Origin of the sequence: Pseudomonas sp. Marseille-Q1929 (assembly GCF_017316265.1) — a bacterium.
Classification (GTDB): Bacteria; Pseudomonadota; Gammaproteobacteria; order Pseudomonadales; family Pseudomonadaceae; genus Aquipseudomonas.
This window is the reverse complement of record NZ_JAFLWU010000011.1, coordinates 138,947-158,021: the sequence shown is the minus strand read 5'-3', so window position 1 is coordinate 158,021 and position 19,075 is coordinate 138,947. Positions and strand designations below refer to the sequence as shown.

18 protein-coding genes are annotated in these 19,075 nt (G+C 62.7%); 13 read left to right on the top strand and 5 right to left on the bottom strand.

What is annotated here, in order from left to right:
• The first annotated feature begins 12 nt into the window (after nt 1–12).
• Nucleotides 13–1,032: a branched-chain amino acid aminotransferase gene (locus J1G37_RS14585; protein ID WP_207042729.1), complete on the top strand. Its 1,020-nt coding sequence runs from the start codon at nt 13–15 to the stop codon at nt 1,030–1,032.
• Nucleotides 1,033–1,168: 136 nt separating this feature from the next.
• Here J1G37_RS14585 and J1G37_RS14580 read toward each other — a convergent pair whose 3' ends face one another.
• Nucleotides 1,169–2,062 carry a GNAT family acetyltransferase gene (locus J1G37_RS14580; protein WP_207042728.1) on the bottom strand — a complete coding sequence of 298 codons (894 nt, stop codon included), beginning with the start codon at nt 2,060–2,062 and terminating at the stop codon, nt 1,169–1,171.
• Nucleotides 2,063–2,349: 287 nt separating this feature from the next.
• Here J1G37_RS14580 and J1G37_RS14575 point away from each other — a divergent pair, with 287 nt between their 5' ends.
• From J1G37_RS14575 to J1G37_RS14545, 7 genes are all read left to right on the top strand, one after another.
• Nucleotides 2,350–3,276, top strand: coding sequence for an arginine deiminase-related protein (locus J1G37_RS14575; RefSeq protein ID WP_207042727.1), 927 nt, complete (start codon nt 2,350–2,352; stop codon nt 3,274–3,276).
• A gap of 11 nt (nt 3,277–3,287) precedes the next feature.
• Nucleotides 3,288–4,331: an ornithine cyclodeaminase gene (locus J1G37_RS14570; RefSeq protein WP_207042726.1), complete on the top strand. Its 1,044-nt coding sequence runs from the start codon at nt 3,288–3,290 to the stop codon at nt 4,329–4,331.
• Between the two features lie 245 nt (nt 4,332–4,576).
• The gene (locus tag J1G37_RS14565; protein WP_026136619.1) at nt 4,577–5,356 is read left to right on the top strand and encodes an ABC transporter substrate-binding protein; all 780 of its coding nucleotides are present in this window, start codon (nt 4,577–4,579) and stop codon (nt 5,354–5,356) included.
• Nucleotides 5,357–5,492: 136 nt separating this feature from the next.
• On the top strand, nt 5,493–6,194 hold the full coding sequence (locus J1G37_RS14560) for an ABC transporter permease (protein ID WP_207042725.1): 702 nt from the start codon (nt 5,493–5,495) through the stop codon (nt 6,192–6,194).
• Nucleotides 6,191–6,904, top strand: coding sequence for an ABC transporter permease (locus J1G37_RS14555; protein ID WP_124529641.1), 714 nt, complete (start codon nt 6,191–6,193; stop codon nt 6,902–6,904). The genes J1G37_RS14560 and J1G37_RS14555 overlap by 4 nt, the downstream gene beginning before the upstream one ends.
• A gap of 3 nt (nt 6,905–6,907) precedes the next feature.
• Nucleotides 6,908–7,738, top strand: a complete 831-nt coding sequence (locus J1G37_RS14550; RefSeq protein ID WP_277990749.1) for an ATP-binding cassette domain-containing protein — start codon at nt 6,908–6,910, stop codon at nt 7,736–7,738.
• A 5-nt stretch (nt 7,739–7,743) separates the two neighbouring features.
• Entirely contained in the window at nt 7,744–8,241 is a 498-nt protein-coding gene (locus J1G37_RS14545) for an Lrp/AsnC family transcriptional regulator (RefSeq protein WP_207042724.1), read from the top strand.
• Between the two features lie 67 nt (nt 8,242–8,308).
• Here J1G37_RS14545 and J1G37_RS14540 read toward each other — a convergent pair whose 3' ends face one another.
• The 4 genes from J1G37_RS14540 to J1G37_RS14525 all read right to left on the bottom strand — a co-directional run bounded on the left by J1G37_RS14540 (nt 8,309) and on the right by J1G37_RS14525 (nt 12,447).
• Nucleotides 8,309–9,190: a TIGR03915 family putative DNA repair protein gene (locus J1G37_RS14540; protein WP_207042723.1), complete on the bottom strand. Its 882-nt coding sequence runs from the start codon at nt 9,188–9,190 to the stop codon at nt 8,309–8,311.
• Complete coding sequence (locus J1G37_RS14535; protein ID WP_207042721.1) at nt 9,187–10,407, bottom strand: putative DNA modification/repair radical SAM protein; 1,221 nt, start codon at nt 10,405–10,407, stop codon at nt 9,187–9,189. Before J1G37_RS14535 ends, J1G37_RS14540 begins: the two co-directional genes overlap by 4 nt.
• A 66-nt stretch (nt 10,408–10,473) precedes the next feature.
• Nucleotides 10,474–11,811 (bottom strand): SidA/IucD/PvdA family monooxygenase, encoded by a 1,338-nt coding sequence (locus J1G37_RS14530; protein WP_207042719.1) that lies wholly within the window; start codon nt 11,809–11,811, stop codon nt 10,474–10,476.
• A 120-nt stretch (nt 11,812–11,931) separates the two neighbouring features.
• Nucleotides 11,932–12,447 carry a sigma-70 family RNA polymerase sigma factor gene (locus J1G37_RS14525; RefSeq protein WP_347402346.1) on the bottom strand — a complete coding sequence of 172 codons (516 nt, stop codon included), beginning with the start codon at nt 12,445–12,447 and terminating at the stop codon, nt 11,932–11,934.
• Between the two features lie 226 nt (nt 12,448–12,673).
• Here J1G37_RS14525 and J1G37_RS14520 point away from each other — a divergent pair, with 226 nt between their 5' ends.
• The 5 genes from J1G37_RS14520 to J1G37_RS14500 all read left to right on the top strand — a co-directional run bounded on the left by J1G37_RS14520 (nt 12,674) and on the right by J1G37_RS14500 (nt 18,946).
• Nucleotides 12,674–13,843: an efflux RND transporter periplasmic adaptor subunit gene (locus J1G37_RS14520; protein ID WP_207042710.1), complete on the top strand. Its 1,170-nt coding sequence runs from the start codon at nt 12,674–12,676 to the stop codon at nt 13,841–13,843.
• Nucleotide 13,844: 1 nt separating this feature from the next.
• A complete protein-coding gene (locus J1G37_RS14515) occupies nt 13,845–15,818 on the top strand; it encodes a MacB family efflux pump subunit (protein ID WP_207042708.1) in 1,974 nt (657 codons plus the stop codon).
• Entirely contained in the window at nt 15,811–17,211 is a 1,401-nt protein-coding gene (locus tag J1G37_RS14510) for an efflux transporter outer membrane subunit (protein ID WP_207042706.1), read from the top strand. Before J1G37_RS14515 ends, J1G37_RS14510 begins: the two co-directional genes overlap by 8 nt.
• A 107-nt stretch (nt 17,212–17,318) precedes the next feature.
• Nucleotides 17,319–18,068 carry an alpha/beta fold hydrolase gene (locus tag J1G37_RS14505; RefSeq protein ID WP_207042704.1) on the top strand — a complete coding sequence of 250 codons (750 nt, stop codon included), beginning with the start codon at nt 17,319–17,321 and terminating at the stop codon, nt 18,066–18,068.
• A gap of 107 nt (nt 18,069–18,175) precedes the next feature.
• A complete protein-coding gene (locus tag J1G37_RS14500; RefSeq protein WP_207042701.1) occupies nt 18,176–18,946 on the top strand; it encodes an FCD domain-containing protein in 771 nt (256 codons plus the stop codon).
• Nucleotides 18,947–19,075 lie beyond the last annotated feature (129 nt).

Genomic DNA, 19,075 nt, shown 5'->3' with positions numbered 1-19,075 from the left:
ATAGAGGGTGTCATGGGTAACGAAAGCATCAATTGGGACAAGCTGGGTTTTGACTACATCAAGACCGACAAACGGTTTCTCCAGGTCTGGAAAAACGGCGAGTGGCAAGACGGCACCCTGACCGACGACAACGTGCTGCACATCAGCGAGGGCTCCACCGCCCTGCACTATGGCCAGCAGTGCTTCGAAGGCCTCAAGGCCTACCGTTGCAAGGACGGTTCGATCAACCTGTTCCGCCCGGACCAGAACGCCGCCCGCATGCAACGCAGCTGCGCGCGCCTGTTGATGCCCCATGTACCGACCGACGTGTTCATCGACGCCTGCAAGCAAGTGGTCAAGGCCAACGAGCGGTTCATCCCGCCGTACGGCAGCGGCGGCGCGCTGTACCTGCGCCCGTTCGTGATCGGCACCGGTGACAACATCGGCGTGCGCACCGCACCGGAGTTCATCTTCTCGGTGTTCGCCATCCCGGTTGGCGCCTACTTCAAGGGCGGCCTGGTGCCCCACAACTTCCAGATCTCCACCTTCGACCGCGCCGCGCCACAAGGCACCGGTGCCGCCAAGGTCGGTGGCAACTACGCCGCCAGCCTGATGCCAGGTTCCGAAGCGAAGAAAGCCGGTTTTGCCGATGCGATCTACCTGGACCCGATGACCCACTCGAAAATCGAAGAAGTCGGTTCGGCCAACTTCTTCGGTATCACCCACGACAACCAGTTCATCACGCCGAAGTCGCCTTCGGTACTGCCAGGCATCACCCGCCTGTCGCTGATCGAACTGGCCAAGTCCCGCCTGGGCCTGGAAGTGGTTGAAGGCGAAGTGTTCATCGACAAGCTGAACAAATTCAAGGAAGCCGGCGCCTGCGGTACCGCGGCGGTGATCTCGCCGATTGGTGGCATCCAGTACAACGGCAAGCTGCATGTATTCCACAGCGAAACCGAAGTCGGTCCGATCACCCAGCAGCTCTATAAAGAGCTGACCGGCGTGCAGACCGGTGATGTTGAAGCGCCAGAGGGTTGGATCGTCAAGGTCTAAGCCCAAAAGCCAGCAACACCACAAAACCCTGTGGGAGCTGGCTTGCCTGCGATGGCGGTGTATCAGTCAACATTTACTGTGACTGAACCACCGCCATCGCAGGCAAGCCAGCTCCCACATTTGTTTTTCAGTGTTCTCAGGATTGAGCAGGAATGTTTTCCACAATCTTCTTGCCCATGCTGATCCGTGGTTCCACGCCATAGCCCAATGCCTCATAAAACCCCGTCACCGCGTCATTACCGCTGGTGATCTGCAGGTTGATCTTCATGCAACCCAAGGCCGTCAACGCCTGTTCCGCATGGCGCACCAGCGAAGAACCCAAGCCATGGCGCCGATAGTCGGCGTGTACCGCCACCGAATACAGCCAGCCACGATGGCCGTCATAGCCCGCGAGGATCGTGCCGACGACTGCCTTTTTATCCGTCGCGACAAAAAACAGCCCGTCGTTGACCGCCAGCTTTTTATCAATCGCCAGAGCCGGCGAGTTATGCGCCGTGTCATAACCAAAGGCCTGTTGCCACAACGCCACCACCTGCGCCCGGTGCGGGCGGTCGCGATACGGCCCGATGGGATGCCGCGACAGCAGCGTCTTCTCCATCACCAAGGTCCGTTCGTTACCGTGGTAGACGTCGCGCACCGTGTGAAATCCCAGCGCGGTATAGAACGGCTCGGCCGTCAGTGAAGACGGCACGCTCAACACCGTCACACCGGCCTGGCGGGCACGCAGTTCAATCTCGACCATCAGCAACCGGCCAATGCCCTGCCCTTGCAGCGCCGGGTTGACGAACACCGAGCGCACCACGTTGGCATCCAGCGCCGCCGTGGCGACGATGACATCGTCCTGCACCGCCACCAGCACCACCCGGCGTGTCAGCAAGGCCAGAACCGCGTCGGGGGTGAAGTTGCTTGCGACCCGGGCGATCACGTCTGCCGGGTAATCCTTCGCGTTGCTGCTGTGCAGGGCAGCCAGGATGACCTGGCTGATGCCTTCGGCATCGGCGGGTTGGGCGAGACGAACGGCGGTAGGCATGCAGGGCTCCTTGCTGAGAACAGAGATCAAAAACCACCCCCATACTAATGTGGGAGCTGGCTTGCCTGCGATAGCGGTCTGTCAGTGTCTTGTGTTCCGGCTGGAAAACCGCTATCGCAGGCAAGCCAGCTCCCACATTGGATTGCATTTCACCCCTACAGCCGATTTGGCTGCGCTACTGCACTTTTCAGCTTTCCCGGCTGAGCCGCCCCCTCGTTTCAGCCGGGATTCACCCCGCACAACCCACAAAATAGCCGCACTGCTCAACCTCATGGATTCGTGCACCCATGCAAACCACCAACACCGTCTTGATGATTCGCCCGGCGCGCTTTGCCTTCAACCCGGACACTGCCATCAACAACCGCTTCCAACGCCAGCCCCTCGACCCGCTCAGCGCGCAGCAGAAAGCGCTGGAAGAGTTCGACGGCTATGTCGACACCCTGCGCCAGCACGGCGTGGAGGTGCTGGTGGTGCAGGACACCCTGGCGCCCCACACACCCGATTCGATCTTCCCCAATAACTGGTGGAGCAGCCACGCCGACGGCAGCCTGGTGCTGTACCCGATGGAAGGCCAGAACCGCCGGCTGGAGCGCGACAAAGGCGTGCTGCAAGTGCTGGAGCAACGCTTCGCGATCCACAGCACCATCGACCTCAGCCACCTGGAACAACAGAACATCTTCCTCGAAGGCACCGGCAGCATGGTGCTCGACCGCCAGCACCGCATCAGCTACGCCTGCCACTCCGGGCGCACCCACCACGACGCCTTGCGCCAGTTCGCCGAGCGCCTCGACTACCAGCTCTGTGTGTTCCATGCCGTGGACCGCCATCACGCGCCGATCTACCACAGCAACGTGATGATGAGCGTCGGCCGCGACCTCTCGGTGGTGTGCCTGCAAGCCCTGCCCGACGACGGCGAGCGCCTGACCCTGGAACGCTCCCTGCGCGACACCGGCAAAGACATCCTCGCCCTCGACTTCGATCAGCTGGAAGCCTTCGCCGGCAACATGCTCGAAGTCCACGACCGCGACGGCCAGCCGCTGCTGGTGATGTCGGCCAGCGCCTGGGGCGCCCTGCAACCGGCACAGCGCGCGCACGTGGAACGCCACACGCGGCCAGTGGTGGTGAACATCGACAACATCGAACGCATCGGCGGCGGCAGTGCCCGCTGCATGCTGGCAGAAGTGCATCTGCCCGCCCGTCCCTCATTTCAATAAGGAGTCTTGCCATGACCCGTTACATCGACGTCAACGACCTCAGCTACCTGGTCTCGCAAAAAGGCCTGCAAACCTGCATCAGCGAGATGGCCGAGTACATCCGCGCCGACTACCTGCGCTGGCAGGACTTCGAAAAATGCGCGCGCCTGGCCAACCACTCGCCGGACGGTGTGATCGAGTTGATGCCGGTGTCCGACGCCGCGCTGTACGCCTTCAAGTACGTCAACGGCCACCCGAAGAACACCCAGGCCGGCATGCTCACCGTGATGGCCTTTGGTGCACTGGGCGATGTGGACACCGGCAAACCGGTGCTGCTGGCCGAAATGACCCTGACCACCGCGATCCGCACCGCCGCCACCTCGGCGCTGGTGGCGCGTTACCTGGCCCGCGACAACAGCCGCAGCATGGCGCTGATCGGCAACGGCTCGCAGAGTGAATTCCAGGCCCTGGCCTTCCACGCCATGCTCGGCATCAATGAGATCCGCCTGTTCGACATCGACGCCAAGGCCACCGCCAAGCTGGCGGCCAACCTCAAGGCGTTCCCGGCGATCAAGGTGATCCTGGCCAGCAGCGTGGCCGAGGCGGTGAAAGGTGCGGACATCGTCACCACCGTCACCGCCGACAAGGCCTACGCGACCATCCTCACCGACGAGATGATCGAGCCGGGCATGCACCTCAACGCCGTCGGCGGCGACTGCCCCGGCAAGACCGAGCTGGACCGCCGTATCGTCGAGCGTGCCCGCGTGATCGTCGAGTACGAGCCGCAAAGCCGTATCGAAGGTGAAATCCAGCACATGCCGGAAGATTCGCCGGTGACCGAGCTGTGGCAAGTGATCAACGGCCAGAAACCCGGCCGCGAAAACCCGCGCCAGGTCACGTTGTTCGACTCGGTGGGTTTCGCCATCGAAGACTACTCGGCCCTGCGTTACGTGCTGGATGTGGCCAAGGCCCTCGACGTGGGCAGCACACTGGAGCTGGTGCCGGACCTGGCCGACCCGAAAGATCTGTTTGCGCGCCTGGCCCAACCCGTCGCACAGCAGAAAAAGCGCGCCTGAGACCGCTCTGGCCTGCCGCTTTGCGTCGGCGGCGGGCCAGGTTTCCGGGGATGAAAAGCCGATTCAGCGGGTCTTGCAGCCGATTCCGCTGCATTGCCCGATTTAACAGCGCAATTTGCGCTTTATGCGAGGGGTAAACGACACAAAAAACGCACCACCTTGAAGCATTCTCTCCGCCAACAAGAACGATTTGTTTCAACTCATTTACTGCCCTGACATCAATTACAAAATATAGGGACTACACCATGACTCCACTGCGATCACTCTTCGCTGCGTTGCTGTTGCCACTGTGTGCCACTGCGGCCCACGCTCAGGAGTGGAAAGAAATCCGCTTCGGCGTCTTCCCCGAGTACCCGCCCTTCGAATCCGTGGCCGCCGATGGCAGCCTGCAAGGTTTCGACATTGAGCTGGGCAACGCCATCTGCGCCAAGCTCGAAGTCAAATGCACCTGGGTGCACAACGAATTCGACGGCATGATCCCGGCCCTGCGCGCGCGCAAGTTCGACGCCATCATGTCGTCCATGGCCGTGACTCCGGCCCGCGAGAAAATCATCGATTTTACCGACCGCCTGTTCCTCAGCCCGACCTCGGTAATCACCCGCAAGAGCGCCGACTTCGGCGACACCCCGGAATCGTTGAAAGGCAAGCAAGTCGGCGTACTGCAAGGTTCGCTGCAGGAAGCCTACGCCCGTGCGCACCTGGCCAAGCTCGGCGCGCAGATCAAGGCGTACCAGTCCCAGGACCAGAATTACGCCGACCTGCAAAACGGCCGCCTCGACGCGACCCTGACCGACAAGCTCGAAGCCCAGCTCAACTTCCTGTCCAAGCCTGAAGGCGCCGACTTCAAGACCGGCCCGGCGTTCAAGGACCCGACCCTGCCCCTGGACATCGCCATGGGCCTGCGCAAGAACGACCAGGAACTGCGCGCGCTGATCAACAAGGGCATCGCGGCCGTGCAGGCGGACGGGACTTATGCCGAGATCCAGAAGAAATATTTCGGCGATCAGGACATCTACAACGAGTAACACCACGTCCACTCCTGTGGGAGCTGGCTTGCCTGCGATAGCGATTTATCAGTCACTGATGTGCCGACTGACCCACCGCGATCGCAGGCAAGCCAGCTCCCACAATAAATCTCTGCGCTCCAACGAGATTCTTCCCATGAATGACCTCCTCAACCTGCAGGGCTACGGCCCCATGCTCGCCCAAGGCGCGTGGATGACGCTCAAGCTGTCGTTTCTCGCCTTGGCCCTGAGCCTCGTCCTGGGCCTGATCGCCGCCGGTGCCAAGCTCTCCCGCGCGAAATGGCTGCGGGTGCCGGCCACGCTGTACACCACGCTGATCCGCAGCGTGCCGGACCTGGTACTGATCCTGCTGATCTTCTACAGCCTGCAACTGTGGCTCAACGACCTCAGCGAAATGGCCGGCTGGGACTACTTTGAAATCGACCCGTTCACCGCCGGGGTGGTCACCCTGGGGTTTATCTACGGCGCGTATTTCACCGAGAACTTCCGTGGCGCAATCCTCAGCGTGCCCGCCGGCCAGTTGGAGGCGGCCACCGCCTACGGCCTGAGCCGCTGGCAGCGTTTCCACCTGGTGCTGTTCCCGCAACTGATGCGCTTTGCCTTGCCGGGCCTGGGCAATAACTGGCTGGTGCTGCTCAAGTCCACCGCGCTGGTGTCGATCATCGGCCTGTCGGACCTGGTCAAGGCCGCGCAGAACGCCGGCAAGACCACCAACGAGCCGCTGTATTTCCTGATCCTCGCGGGCCTGGTGTACCTGGTGATCACCACCCTCTCCAACCGCATCTTCAAGCGCCTCGAACGGCGCTACAACCTCGGCATCAAGGGGATGGCGCGATGATCGAACTGTTCCAGCAATACGGCCTGGCCTACCTGTTCAGCGATGGCGCGGGTTTGTCCGGCGTGGCCATGACGTTGTGGCTGTTCATCATTTCGGTGGTGCTTGGGTTTTGCCTGTCGATCCCATTGGCGCTGGCGCGGGTGTCCGAGCACTTCTGGTTGCGCTGGCCGGTGGAGGTCTACACCTACCTGTTCCGTGGCACGCCGCTGTATATCCAACTGCTGATTTGCTACACCGGGCTGTACAGCCTGGAGGTGGTGCAGGACAACGCCCTGCTCAACCAGTTTTTCCGCAATGCGCTGAACTGCACCTTGCTGGCCTTTGTGCTGAACACCTGCGCCTACACCGTGGAGATCTTCGCCGGGGCGATCCGCAATATCCCCCACGGCGAAATCGAAGCGGCCCGCGCCTACGGCCTGCACGGTTGGCGGCTGAACCTGTTCGTCGTGGTGCCAGCGGCCCTGCGCCGCGCATTGCCGGCCTACAGCAACGAAATGATCCTGATGCTGCACGCCACCTCCCTGGCGTTTACCGCCACCGTCGCCGACATCCTCAAGGTGGCCCGCGACGCGAATGCCGAGACGTTCCTCACGTTTCAGGCGTTTGGCATCGCCGCCCTGCTGTACATGCTGCTGTCCTTTGCACTGGTGGGCCTGTTCCGACTGGCCGAACGTCGCTGGATGCGTTTTCTTGTTCCTACCCGAGGCTAACCCATGAATCAGTCCGCGCAGGCCCTGGCCGCATACCCCATGGATGTACCCGCTGCCAACACCACCACCGCCGCCGTCAAGCTGCAAGTCGAAGGCATCCACAAACGCTACGGCGACCACGAAGTGCTCAAGGGCGTCTCCGTGAATGCACGCAATGGCGATGTGATCAGCCTGATCGGCGCCAGCGGCTCGGGCAAAAGCACGATGCTGCGCTGTATCAACTTTCTCGAACAGCCGGACGCCGGGGTCATCACCCTCGACGGCATCAGCATTGAAATGCAACAGGGCCGTGCCGGCACCCGCGCGCCGCACCAGGCCCAACTGCAAAACCTGCGCACACGCCTGGCCATGGTGTTCCAGCACTTCAACCTGTGGAGCCACATGACCGTGCTGGAAAACATCACCATGGCCCCGCGCCGGGTGTTGGGCGTCAGTGCCGCCGAGGCGGAAAAACGCGCCCGCCTGTACCTGGACAAAGTCGGCCTGCCGGGCCGCGTGGCCGATCAGTACCCGGCGTTCCTGTCCGGCGGCCAACAACAACGCGTGGCCATTGCCCGCGCCCTGGCCATGGAACCGGAGATCATCCTGTTCGATGAACCGACCTCCGCCCTTGATCCGGAACTTGTAGGAGAAGTCCTCAAAGTCATACAGACGTTGGCCGAGGAAGGTCGTACCATGCTGATGGTCACCCACGAGATGGGCTTTGCCCGCCAGGTGTCCAGCCAAGTGCTGTTCTTGCATCAGGGCCGGGTCGAGGAACAAGGCGGTGCCGAGATCCTTGACCATCCCAACAGCGAGCGCTTGCAGCAATTTCTTTCCAATCGTCTGAAGTGAAACCCATGGATACCAAGGCCAACGGACCCCTTTCCTCCCCTGCGCTGGATCGCATCGATGAAGCCATCATCGAAGTGCTGCGCCACCAGGGGCGTATCACCTACGAAAAGCTCTCGTCGCTGGTGCACCTCACCCCCAGGCCCTGCCTGGAGCGCGTGCGCAAGCTGGAGCGACGCGGGGTGATTCGCGGGTACGGGGCGATCATCGATGTGCAGATGGTCTCGCCGGGGTTGTCCTTGCTGGTGCTGGTGGCCTTGTCCAACCAAAGCGGGCGCTCGGCGCAAAAGGCCTTTGAAGCCTGCGTCAAAGCCTGCCCGCAGGTGTTCGAATGCCAGCTGATCAGCGGGCCGTTCGACTACAGCCTGCGCATGCGCTGCCGGGACATGGAGCATTACCGGGTGCTGACGGAGACCTGGTTGAACAATGACGAGTTGCATATCGATAAGCTGGTGGCGCATCCGGAGTTGGCGGTCGTCAAGAACACCGCGACCGAACTGGCCTGAGCCCCTATTTCCAAAACAATGAAGATCCAATGTGGGAGCTGGCTTGCCTGCGATGGCGGCGGGCCAGTTAAATCAGGGCTGACTGATCCACCGCTATCGCAGGCAAGCCAGCTCCCACATTGACCGGGTTCGCAATTCTCTTGCCGGGCTTGGCCCCAATCAACTTCGCCTGCCCATCCTTCTGCTTCCCCGTCCGCGCCTCGCTAATCAACCCCGGGATCAACTTGCCCTCCGGCAGGTTCTTCCAGAACCGGCTCGGCAAGTGCCCTTCCATCACCTTGGGATTCAACCGCGCCGGGTTGAAGATGTGGCTGTAGTACGTCAACCACATCTCGCTGTGGGGATCTTCGACGTTCTGCGCCAACCGCCGCCATGCCTCAGGGCATTCGCGCTGATGAAGGAGCTGCTCACCGTCGTAATACACCCCATCCAGCGGCGTAGCGATCATCCAGCGATGGCGGCCCATGCGCCCGACAAAATGCTGGCTCGCCGACTGCAAAATATCGTGGGCCGGCTCGTGCCAGGCCACATATTCCGGCAGCTCAGGGCCGGCCTCAGCCGGTAGCGCAACAAAACGTACAAACGCATGCAGGTGGTGCGCCTCGCGGTGTACCTGCTTGATCCGCCGCTGCAACTCGCTGCCCAACTTGTCCCCCGCCAACATCGCCGTACGGTCGCCATGACTGACGCGCCACAGCACTTCATACAACAGGCTCCAACGCTGCTCGCCGTGGTAACAGGCCGCCGACTCCAGCAATTCCAGCAACGCCTTGGGCACCCGCGTCTGGAACGGCCCCAGCCCTTCCGGGATCGCCACATCGGTGGCAAACAGATCCGCCACCTCGGCCTCGCCCCAGCTCACCAGGCTGGGGTCGACCTGATGGCTGAGCAACCAGCGGGCCTGTTCGCGCCAGGTGCTGAAAAGGTTGTCGCATTCCAGGCTGATCACCCCCACAACCCCATTTGCTGCGGTTGCGGGCGGTCACGCAGTTGCTCGCGCAACAGCACGCTGGTTCGCTCTGCCTGCTGCGGGTGGTAGTCGCTGGTGATGAAAAACGGCTTGGCCTTGGCCAGCACGCAACGCATGCGCGCCAGGTCTTCGAAACGGATCTTGCGTTCGCGGCGCAGGTCCACCAGGCGCTGGGTGGTGCGCAGGCCAATGCCGGGGATGCGGGCGATCAGGGTCGGTTCGGCGCGGTTCAGGTCCAGGGGGAACACGTCGCGGTGTTCCAGCGCCCAGGCCAGCTTGGGGTCGATGTCCAACGCCAGGTGGCCGGGGCCCTCGAACAGTTCATTGGCGCTGAAGCCGTAGCTGCGCAACAGGAAGTCGGCTTGGTACAAACGGTGCTCGCGCATCAGCGGTGGAGCGGCGAGCGGCACGCTTTTCGGGCTGTTGGGGATAGGGCTGAACGCCGAGTAGTACACGCGGCGCAGCTTGAAACTGCCATACAACGCCTCGGCCCCGTGGAGGATGGTGCTGTCATCGGTGTCGTCGGCGCCAATAATCAATTGGGTGCTTTGCCCGGCCGGGGCGAAACGCGGCGCGCGTGGCTCGTTGAGCACCGTCTGTTCGCCGGTGTAGATGGTCTGCATGGCCTGCTTGATCGAGACGACGGTTTTTTCCGGCGCCAAGGTTTTCAGGCTGGCCTCGGTGGGCAATTCAAGATTCACACTTAATCGGTCGGCATAACGCCCCGCTTCGGCAATCAGCGCCGGGTCGGCATCGGGAATGGTCTTGAGGTGGATATAGCCGCGAAAGTCATGATCTTCACGCAGCAGCTTGGCCACGCGCACCAACTGTTCCATGGTGTAGTCGGACGAGCGGATGATGCCGGAGCTGAGGAACAACCCGCTGACGCAATTGCGCCGGTAGAAATCCAGGGTCAGGCTGACCACCTCCTCCGGGCTGAAGCGTGCACGGGGCACGTCGCTGGAGCGGCGGTTGACGCAGTATTGGCAGTCGTAGAGACAGAAGTTGGTGAGCAGCACCTTGAGCAACGACACACAGCGCCCATCCGGTGTGTAGCTGTGGCAAATGCCCATGCCATCGGTGGAGCCCAGCCCGGCCTTGCCCTCGGAGCTGCGCTTGGGCGCGCCGCTGCTGGCGCAGGACGCGTCGTACTTGGCGGCGTCGGCAAGAATGCTGAGTTTTTCGATCAACTGCATGGAGGGCTACCGATACTGGTTTTTTGTACAGTATCAGCCAGCCCACCCTGTCACAAGTGCAGCTTGTCAGCTCGCAGTAGCGAGTAGCAGGTCCTGCACCGAACGCCCCTTGCCCCGGCTGCGGTCATGTTCATACAACGACGCGGCAATCTCATCCGCACGAATCGGCAGCACCGACAGCAACGTATCGCTCAAGCCATGGCTGGCCTGGCTGAAACCCTGGATGTAGATGCCGGCCTTGCACCGCTCGTCGGTGACGATGCGGTAGTCGCGGGCCACTTCGAAGTCGCCCATATAGGCTTCCAGCGGCGCCAGCAGGGCGCGGTGGGTCTGGCGTTCGTAGCCAGTGGCGAGGATCACCGCGTCGTAATGGCTGACGCTGGTTTCGCCGTTGGCGTTGTTGCGCAGCACCAACTCGATGCCCAGCGGGCCTGGCGTGGCTTTCTCCACCACGGTCATGGTGCGGAATGCCTGGCGTGCGATGCCGGAGACTTTCTGGCGATAGAAGATGCCGTAGATGCGCTCGATCAGGTCCAGGTCCACCACCGAGTAGTTGGTGTTCTGGTATTCGGCCACCAGGCGCTCACGCTCGGCGCCAACTTGCTGGAACACCAGGTCGGTGAACGCCGGCGAGAACACTTCGTTGACGAACGGGCTGTCATCCGCCGGCTTGAGCGCCGAACCGCGCAGGATCATGTCGACTTGCACCGACGGGAAGCTGTCGTTGAGGTCGATAAACGCCTCGGCCGCGCTTTGCCCGCCGCCGATGATCGCGATGCGCATCGCCTTGCCGTCGACACACGGCTGCTGGGCCATGCGTTCCAGGTATTGGGAGTGGTGGAACACGCGGCTGTCGCCCTTGAGCGCCTTGAACGCCTCGGGAATGCGCGGCGTGCCACCGGCGCTGACCACCACCGAACGGGTGGTGCGCACATGCTGCTCGCCCAGCGTATCGCGGGAGATCACGCGCAGCGCTTCAACCTGTTGTTGATGCAGGATCGGCTCGATGGCCAGCACTTCCTCGCCATACTGCGCCTGGGCCTGGAACTGCCCGGCGACCCAGCGCAGGTAGTCGTTGTACTCCATGCGGCACGGATAAAAGGTGCCCAGGTTGATGAAATCCACCAGGCGGTCGTGGGCTTTCAGGTAATTGACGAAGGAATACGGGCTGGTGGGGTTGCGCAGGGTGACCAGGTCCTTGAGGAACGAAATCTGCAGTTCACTCTGTGTCACCAGGGTATTGCCGTGCCAGCGGTAGTCGGCTTGCTTGTCGAGAAACAGCACGTCCAGTTTGCCCTGGGCTTTTTCGCGCTCCTGGAGGGCGATGGCCAGCGCCAGGTTCGAAGGGCCGAAACCGATACCGATCAGGTCGTGAACCGCGGGCGAAGCAATTGCCTGTGTCATTCCAGTGTCCTCTGGATAAGCCCCTTGGCGGTGGGGCGGGAATACCTTTCAAGACCTGCACAACAGGTCGTGTGTTGATAGGAAACGAGGACAGTGAAATAAAATTTAACTGATTGCCGATCAGTGCCCTTCCCACTCACGCATCCGCACCCGGCAGTGCTTCATCGCGTTGACGATGTGTTTTTCCACGAGGCTGCGGGAAATACCCAGGCGATCAGCGATTTGCGGGTGGGACAGGCCATCGAGCTTGCGCAGCAGGAAACTGTCGCGGCAGGCCGCCGGCAATTCCGCCAGGGCGCGCTCGACCAAGGCCAGGCGCTGGCTGTGGTCATGGCTGGCGTGGGGCGAATAGTTGGAGAAGCGCTCTTCGGCGTCCAGCACTTCCAGCGGTTCGTTCTGGCGCGCGGCGTTGCGCCGGTGCCCGTCGATCACCAGGTTCAGCGCGGTGCGGTACAAAAACGCGCGGGGTTGTTCGATCGGCGTGTCGCTGGAGCGCTCCAGCACCCGCACATAAGCGTCATGCACCACATCTTCGGCCACCTGACGGTTGCCCAGCTTGGCGTTGAGGAAACACACCAGCTCGCGATAGTAGTTTTCCAACATGACTCCCGACCGCCTGGAGAGGCAGGATCCGATCCTTGTGCGCTGTAAGAAAGATCCCCAAACGATGATGGCAGTTTGAGTGCGTGCAATTTATAGTAATTCTCATCTACTTTTAAAGCAGTCTCGTATCAATGGACGATTTTTTTACGCAATGGAGGCGTAACCGTTTGTGTAACCGCCTAAATCCCCGTGCAATTTCCTCGTTTAACTGTCAGCTCTGCGCAACTGCGCTCCGATATTCCCCGGCTGGAACCCAAGCATGAAACGCTCTCGACCTGCCCGACGCGCGCTGCTGGTGATCGCGTGCCTGATTCCCCTACTCGGCGTTGCAGCCTGGCAGGTGTTGCCTCCGGGCCGCGACACCCTAGCCACCGTCACCGTGACCCGCGGCAACATTGAAAACAGCGTCACCGCCCTGGGCACCCTGCAACCACGCCGCTATGTGGACGTGGGCGCCCAGGCGTCCGGGCAGATCCAGAAGATCCACGTCGAGGCCGGCGACCGCGTCAAGGAAGGCCAGTTGCTGGTGGAGATCGACCCGTCCACGCAAAAAGCCAAGCTCGATGCCAGCCGCTACGCCATCGAAAACCTCAAGGCCCAGTTGCAGGAGCAAAAAGCCCTGCACGAACTGGCACGCCAGAAGCACCAGCGCCAGCAACGCCTGGAGGCCGGCAACGCGACCCGCGAAGAAGACGTGCAAACCGCCAAGGCCGAACTGAGCGCCACCCAGGCGCGGGTCGCGATGTTCCAGGCGCAGATCCTCGAAGCCCAGGCCAGCCTGCGCAGCGACGAGGCCGAGTTGGGCTACACGCGCATCTATGCGCCCATGGACGGCACCGTGGTCGCAGTGGACGCCCGTGTCGGCCAGACCCTCAACAACCAGCAGCAGACCCCACTGATCCTGCGCATCGCCAAGCTGTCGCCGATGACCGTGTGGGCCGAAGTCTCGGAAGCCGATATCGGCCACGTCAAACCGGGCATGACCGCGTATTTCACCACCCTCAGCGGCGGCAACCGGCGCTGGACCAGCACGGTGCGGCAGATCCTGCCGATCCCGCCCAAACCCTTGAACGAAACCCAGGGCAGCGGCAGCCCGAGCAGCGCCGGCAAGACCGGCACCGGCCGCGTGGTGCTGTACACCGTGCTGCTGGACGTGGACAACACCGACAACACGCTGATGGCCGAGATGACCGCCCAGGTGTTTTTTGTCGCCAGCCAGGTCAAAGACGCCCTCACCGCCCCCGTGGCCGCGCTGCAAGGCAGCCACAACGCCGACACGCAGATCGCCCGCGTGGTCGCCAAGAACGGCCGTATTGAAGAGCGTGAAGTGCACCTGGGCATCAGCGACCGTCTGCGCGTCGAAGTGCTGCAAGGCTTGAACGAAGGCGATCACCTGCTGATCGGCCCGGCTGACGGCAACGGGGGTTGAGTTGACCACGCCCCTGATCGAACTCAAGAACATCCGCAAATCCTACGGCGGCGGCGACAGCCCGCAGGTCGATGTGTTGCGCGGCATCGACCTGTCGATCCACGCCGGGGAGTTTGTCGCGATTGTCGGCGCGTCCGGCTCCGGCAAATCCACGCTGATGAATATCCTCGGCTGCCTCGACCGCCCTACTGCGGGCGACTACCTGTTCGCCGGGGAAAACGTCGCCCACCTGGACGGCGACGCGCTGGCCTGGCTGCGCCGTGAAGCGTTCGGCTTTGTGTTCCAGGGCTACCACCTGATCCCGTCGGGCTCGGCCCAGGAAAACGTCGAAATGCCGGCCATCTATGCCGGCATCAGTGCCACTGAGCGCCACGCCCGCGCCAAGGCCCTGCTCACGCGCCTGGGCCTGGCCGACCGCACGGGCAACCGTCCGCACCAGCTCTCCGGAGGCCAGCAGCAACGGGTGTCGATTGCCCGGGCGCTGATGAACGGCGGCCATATCATCCTCGCCGACGAACCCACCGGCGCCCTCGACAGCCACAGCGGCGCCGAGGTGATGATCCTGCTCGACGAACTGGCGAGCCAGGGCCACGTGGTCATCCTGATCACCCACGACCGCGAAGTGGCGGCGCGGGCCAACCGCATCATCGAGATCCGCGACGGCTTGATCATCAGTGATTCGGCCGACGATCAGAGCTACGTGCCGGCGGTCGCCAACAGCGACGCCCTGCAAGCCGTGGACCTGCGCCAGCGCCTGGCCGACGGTGCCGAGCACAACGGCGCCTGGAAAGCCGAGCTGGTGGACGCAGTGCAGGCCGCCTGGCGGGTGATGTGGATCAACAAGTTCCGCACCGCCCTGACCTTGCTGGGGATCATCATCGGCGTGGCGTCGGTGGTGGTGATGCTGGCGGTGGGCGAAGGCAGCAAGCGCCAGGTCATGGCGCAGATGGGCGCGTTTGGCTCCAACATCATTTACCTCAGCGGTTCCTCGCCCAACCCGCGCACGCCGCTGGGCATCGTCACCCTCAACGATGTGGCGGCGCTGGCGGCGTTGCCCCAGGTCAAGCGCATCATGCCGGTCAACGGCAGCGACGCCGGGATTCGCTTCGGCAACCTCGACTACCTGGCGTACGTGGGCGGCAACGACATCAACTTCCCGGACATCTTCAACTGGCCGGTGGTCGAGGGCAGCTACTTCACCGAGGCGGATGAACGCGCCGGCGCCACTGTCGCGGTGATCGGCCATCGTATCCGCGAGAAACTGTTCAAAGATGTGCCAACGCCCATTGGCCAATACATCCTCATCGAAAACGTGCCGTTCCAGGTGATCGGCGTGCTCGCGGAAAAAGGCTCCAGCTCCGGCAACAAGGACAGCGACGACCGCGTCGCCATCCCCTACACCGCCGCCAGCGTGCGCCTGTTCGGCACCTACAACCCGGAATACGTGGCGATTGCCGCCGCCGATGCGCGCAAGGTCCACGAGGCTGAACAGGCCATCGACCAGTTGATGCTCAAGCTGCACAACGGCAAGCGCGACTACCAGTTGACCAACAACGCGGCAATGATCCAGGCCGAGGCGCGCACGCAGAACACGCTGTCGCTGATGCTCGGCTCGATTGCCGCGATTTCCCTGCTGGTGGGCGGCATTGGGGTGATGAATATCATGCTGATGACCGTGCGCGAACGCACCCGTGAAATCGGTATCCGCATGGCCACCGGGGCACGCCAGCGCGACATCCTGCGCCAGTTCCTCACCGAGGCGGTGATGCTGTCGGTGGTCGGCGGCCTGTTCGGCATCGCCCTCGCCTTGCTGGTGGGCGGCGTGCTGGTGCTGGCCGAAGTGGCGGTGGAGTTTTCCCTGGTGGCGGTGCTCGGCGCGTTTGGCTGTGCGCTGGTCACCGGTGTCATCTTCGGCTTTATGCCGGCCCGTAAAGCTGCCCGGCTCGATCCGGTTAAGGCGTTGACCAGTGAATAAATCTTCCCTTTATCTGCCCGGCCTGTGCCTGTTGCTCAGCGCCTGCGCCGGTCAGCCGCCCGTTACCGACAGCGGCATCGCCGCACCCGCCGCCTGGCAATATGCCGAACGGGATGCGGCACAGGCCATCAACGGCCGTTGGTGGACGCAGTTCGGCAGCCCGCAGCTCGACCGCCTGATCGACCAGGCGCGGCGCGACAGTTTTGACGTGGCCGCCGCCATGGCCCGCGTGCGCCAGGCCCAGGCCAGCGCGGTGATCGCCGGCGCGCCGATGCTGCCCGAGGTGAAGTTCAACCTCACCGCCAGCCGTGAACGGCTGCTGCGCGGCAGCGGCAATTCGGACCTGAACGCCACCGAAAGCAACAACACTGTCAACAGCTTCGACGCCAACCTCACCGCCAGCTATGAGCTGGACTTCTGGGGCGGCCGCGCCGCCGCCCGCGACAGCGCCGTGCACACCCTGCGCGCCAGCGAGTTCGACCGCGCCACGGTGGAGCTGACCCTGCTCAGCAACGTCGCCGACCGCTACGCGCAAACCCTCGCCGCGCGCCAGCGCCAGCAGATCGCCGAGCTCAACCTGGCCAATGCGCGCAACGTGCTCGACCTGGTGCAGACGCGCTACAACGCCGGTTCCGCCACCGCCCTGGAACTGGCCCAGCAGAAAAGCCTGGTGGCCAGCCAACAGCGACAATTGCCGCTGATCCAGCAATTGGCCGAAGAGTCGCAGATCACCCTCGCCGCCCTGCTCGGCCAGCCAGTGCAGGCCGTTGACCTGGGCAACGAAACGTTCCACACGCTGAGCTGGCCGAGCATCGGCCCTGGCGTGCCAAGCCAGTTGCTCAGCCGTCGCCCCGACCTGGCCCAGGCCGAGGCGCAACTCGCGGCAGCAAGCGCCGACGTGACTGTCGCCCGCGCCGCCATGCTGCCCACCGTGACCTTGGGCGCCACCCTCGGCAGTGGCGCCTACAAGGCCAACGACATTCTGCGCAGCCCGTTCTACACCCTGACCTCCGGGCTGGTGGCGCCGATCTTCAACAACGGCCGTTTAAGCGCCGAGCGTGACAAGGCCCGCGCACGCCAGGATGAGCTGCTGCAAACCTATCGCGGCGCGATCATCAATGGCTTTGCCGATGTGGAAAAAGCCCTCAGCAGCATCATCCGCCTCGACCAGCAGCGCCAATGGCAAACCGAGGAACTGCAACAGGCGCAGACCGCCTTCGGCATCGCTGAAAGCCGCTACCAGGCGGGCGCCGAAGACTTGCTGACGGTCCTCGAAACCCAGCGCACCCTGTACGCAGCCCAGGACTTGAACGTACAACTGCGGCTGTCTCGGCTACAAGCCAGCATCGCCTTGTACAAGGCATTGGGTGGCGGTTGGAAAACCGATATCTGATAAACGAAAGTCCGCTTTCGTACACCTGGCGTCTGCTCAACCTACATTCATCAACCCCGGGTCCTTGGTAAAAAAGCCACTATCTCACGGCTGCCCGGGACCTCTTGATGACTGTCGCAAAAACCTTGATGTGCGCAGCTCTGTGGCTGGCTACAAACCTTGCCCACGGCGTGCCGTTGATCCGCCCCACCGCCATCGACTGGCAACTGGACTGCCACCTCCCCGCCCTTGCACACCTGCAACCCGACGTACTGGAGCGCACCCAGTGCGCCATCGTCACCGTGCCACGCAACTACGCGGCGCCCCGCCAAGGCAGCCTGCGCCTGTACCTGACCCGTGTTGGCGCGCGTGACCCGTTGAGCCGTGAAGGCGTGGTCTTCACCCAGCCCGGCAACAGCCCCCAGGCCAATCACAACGGCACCTTCGCGATCCTCTTGGCCGGCAATTGGGGCGCCTACGCCACCCAGGCCTATCGCACGTTGCTCAATCGCTACGACGTCATCGAACTCACGGCCCGTGACCTCAACCAGGAGAACGGGGTTGAACACGCGGCACGGGACATGGAATTCGTCCGCGCCCAACTCGACGAACCCCAACTGCATTATCTGGGCAGCGCCGACGCCACCCGCCTGGGCAGCCGCTACGCCGCGCTGTTTCCCGAGCGTGTCGCACGCATGGTGCTGGTCAACACCGCACCCGGTGAGACCAGCGCGCCGCTGGTGGACCAACTGCACCTCAGGGAACCCGTCACGCCCGGCGCCAACGGCTGTGTCAACCAATGGGTCGGCGACTTCCTGATCTATGGCAAACACCCGCCACCGTCCACCCGCTGCCTCGACCCGAGCGATTGGGAGTAACAGCCCGTTTGCGACCTGTTCCTGCCGAAAACGACACCCTGCGTTGACGCTCCGGCCCAATCGTTATTAAGTGCTATTAATCCGCATTAATACGATAAATCGAACTTATGCTAAGCCGCCCGCTGAAACGCAAACGCCAGAAGTTGTCCGACGTGATTGTCGAGTCGGTCAAGCGCTCCATCGTCACCGACGCCTTGAAGCCCGGCGACCGTTTGCCCACCGAGCGCGAGCTGATGGAAAGCTTCCAGTGCTCCAAGGGCTCGGCCCGCGAAGCGCTCAAGGCCTTGGAAGTCGAGGGTTTGGTGAGTACGCGCACCGGGCCCAGTGGCGGCGCGTACTTGAACCAGGCCGGCACCGAACCGGCCAGTCGCGCTTTGCGCAACTACCTGCACTTCCAGCATCTGGACGGTGAACAGGTGTACCAGTTGCGCAAGGTGATCGAAGTGGAATTGGCTGTCTCGGTGCTCGGGCGCCTCAGCGAAGACGACTACCAGGCCTTACAGGACAACGTGGAATTCTGCAGCGCCCCGGAAGACAGCGAGGCCGGCCAACGTGAGCAGCGCCTGGCGGAACTGGAGTTCCACAACCTGCTGGCCAAGGCCTGCCCCAACCCGTTGCTGAGCTTTATGGCGCAGTTTCTCAACGACCTGCTGCGCGACCTGGTGGTGCTGAAAAAAGCCTACAAGCCCAAGCGCAAGCAGTTCGACGCGGCCAACCTCGATTATCACAAGCAACTGCTGATCGCCTTTCGCGCCGGTGATGAAAGTGCGGTGCGCAGCTTGATGCATGAACACATGTGCGATGCCGAACACCATATGACGGCGCTGGAAGGTGAGGTCAGCCCGCACTTTCTACTGGAGTTCGATCATCGCCCCTGAAAACCCCACAACTCCAATGTGCAAACCCGATCAATGTGGGAGCTGGCTTGTGTGGGAGCTGGCTTGCCTGCGATGCAGACACCTCGGTTTGTCAGCGAGACCGCAGTGATGCCATCGCAGGCAAGCCAG

Bases quoted from the DNA above. Each gene is read 5' to 3' on its own strand.
- J1G37_RS14585 (WP_207042729.1), top strand. From the start codon at position 13: ATGGGTAACGAAAGCATCAATTGGGACAAGCTGGGTTTTGACTACATC.
- J1G37_RS14580 (WP_207042728.1), bottom strand. From the start codon at position 2,062: ATGCCTACCGCCGTTCGTCTCGCCCAACCCGCCGATGCCGAAGGCATC.
- J1G37_RS14575 (WP_207042727.1), top strand. From the start codon at position 2,350: ATGCAAACCACCAACACCGTCTTGATGATTCGCCCGGCGCGCTTTGCC.
- J1G37_RS14570 (WP_207042726.1), top strand. From the start codon at position 3,288: ATGACCCGTTACATCGACGTCAACGACCTCAGCTACCTGGTCTCGCAA.
- J1G37_RS14565 (WP_026136619.1), top strand. From the start codon at position 4,577: ATGACTCCACTGCGATCACTCTTCGCTGCGTTGCTGTTGCCACTGTGT.
- J1G37_RS14560 (WP_207042725.1), top strand. From the start codon at position 5,493: ATGAATGACCTCCTCAACCTGCAGGGCTACGGCCCCATGCTCGCCCAA.
- J1G37_RS14555 (WP_124529641.1), top strand. From the start codon at position 6,191: ATGATCGAACTGTTCCAGCAATACGGCCTGGCCTACCTGTTCAGCGAT.
- J1G37_RS14550 (WP_277990749.1), top strand. From the start codon at position 6,908: ATGAATCAGTCCGCGCAGGCCCTGGCCGCATACCCCATGGATGTACCC.
- J1G37_RS14545 (WP_207042724.1), top strand. From the start codon at position 7,744: ATGGATACCAAGGCCAACGGACCCCTTTCCTCCCCTGCGCTGGATCGC.
- J1G37_RS14535 (WP_207042721.1), bottom strand. From the start codon at position 10,407: ATGCAGTTGATCGAAAAACTCAGCATTCTTGCCGACGCCGCCAAGTAC.
- J1G37_RS14530 (WP_207042719.1), bottom strand. From the start codon at position 11,811: ATGACACAGGCAATTGCTTCGCCCGCGGTTCACGACCTGATCGGTATC.
- J1G37_RS14520 (WP_207042710.1), top strand. From the start codon at position 12,674: ATGAAACGCTCTCGACCTGCCCGACGCGCGCTGCTGGTGATCGCGTGC.
- J1G37_RS14505 (WP_207042704.1), top strand. From the start codon at position 17,319: ATGACTGTCGCAAAAACCTTGATGTGCGCAGCTCTGTGGCTGGCTACA.
- J1G37_RS14500 (WP_207042701.1), top strand. From the start codon at position 18,176: ATGCTAAGCCGCCCGCTGAAACGCAAACGCCAGAAGTTGTCCGACGTG.